Source organism: Allobosea sp. CER48, from assembly GCF_044752385.1.
GTDB lineage: Bacteria > Pseudomonadota > Alphaproteobacteria > Rhizobiales > Beijerinckiaceae > Allobosea.
Window position 1 is genome coordinate 1 of the sequence record NZ_JBIWYK010000589.1, and the last position, 1640, is coordinate 1640.

Here is a 1640-nt window from a genome sequence, read left to right on the forward strand (position 1 = left end):
GGAGAGGGAACATTTTGGAGTGCGGCACCGCCGCATTGTCTGGAGCGGCGTTGAAACCCGCGCCGATCTGACTAGTTTGACCGGCAACGGAAACGCCGACCGGGAGACGAGCCAGACATGGCCGCCACCAGATTCGACGCCGCAGCCGCGCGGATAACGATCTTTCGCGCCCTGCTGCAGACCATCGCCATGCACGGCAAGGGCCGCATCGCGCTGGAGGATCCGGAGCGCCAGCCCATCACCTATGGTCGGCTCGTGCTTGGAGCGCTGGTGCTGGGGCGCAAGCTGTCGGTGCTGACGACGCCGCGCGAGCATGTCGGCGTGCTGCTGCCGAACATGCAGGGCATGGCGGTAACTTTGTTCGCGCTCTTCGCCTATGGCCGCGTGCCGGCGCTGCTGAACTTCACGGCCGGCGTCCGCAATCTGAAGGCTGCCGCAGAGGTCGCCCAGCTCAAGACCATCGTCACCTCGCGGCGCTTCGTCGACCAGGGCAAGCTCGACGATGAAATCGCTGCGCTGGGCGAAGGGCGGCGCGTCGTCTATCTCGAAGATGTCCGCAAGGAGATCACCAGCTTCGACAAGGCGCTCGGCGCGCTGCAGGGGCTGGTTCCAGGCCTCGTCCACCGCTCCTACGAGGCCTCGCCTGACGAGACGGCCGTGATCCTCTTCACCTCGGGCACAGAGGGCAAGCCGAAGGGCGTTGCCCTGAGCCATGCCAATATCGTCTCGAATGCGCGGCAGGTCTTCGCCCACGCGGCCGGCGCGATTTCCGAGCACGACATCTTCATGAACCCGTTGCCGGCTTTCCACTCCTTCGGATTGACCGCGGGAATGATGGTGCCGCTTCTGCATGGCATGAAAGTCGTGCTCTATCCGAGCCCGCTGCACTACAAGCAGGTGCCGAAGCTGATCGGCGACATGAAGGCGACGTTCCTGCTCGCGACCGACACGTTCCTGCAAGGCTATGCCCGCGCTGCGGAAAAGGGCGACCTCAGCAGCGTGCGCTACGTGGTCGCCGGGGCCGAGCGGGTCAAGGCCGAGACGAAGCGGATGTGGGAGCCCTACGGCACCACCATCCTCGAAGGCTATGGCTGCACCGAGTGCTCGCCGGTTCTCGCCGTGAACACGCCGGCGGCGATGCGCGAGGGAACTGTCGGACAGCTCCTGCCCGGCATCGGGGCCAGGCTCGAGCCGGTCGAAGGCATCCATGAGGGTGGGCGCCTCACCGTGCGCGGGCCGAACGTGATGGCCGGCTATCTCGATCCAGAGCAGCCGGGACGCATCATCGCCCCCGACTGCGGCTGGCACGACACCGGCGACATCGTCGTGATCGAGGACAGGTTCGTCGCTATCCGCGGCCGCGCCAAGCGCTTCGCCAAGCTGGGCGGGGAGATGGTCTCGCTCGCAGCGGTCGAGACCATGGTTTCGAAGGTCTGGCCCGACCAGAACCATGTCGTGGTCGGGCTGCCGGATCCGCGCAAGGGCGAGCAGTTGATTCTCGTCACCGAGAAGCCCGATGCCGATCGCGCGGCGCTGCAGGAGGCCGCCAAGGAGCAAGGGTTCCCGGAGCTCTGGGTGCCGCGTGCCATCCTGGTGACGCCGGCCATCCCGGTGCTCGGCAACGGCAAGATCGATTATGG

Annotated in this window: 1 protein-coding gene; it reads left to right on the top strand. The window is 66.2% G+C overall.

Going from position 1 to position 1640, the window contains the following annotated elements; translation table 11 throughout:
* Positions 1–117 precede the first annotated feature (117 nt).
* On the top strand, positions 118–1640 hold a 1523-nt coding region (locus tag ACIPIA_RS15790), incomplete at its 3' end, for an AMP-binding protein (RefSeq protein WP_400510927.1).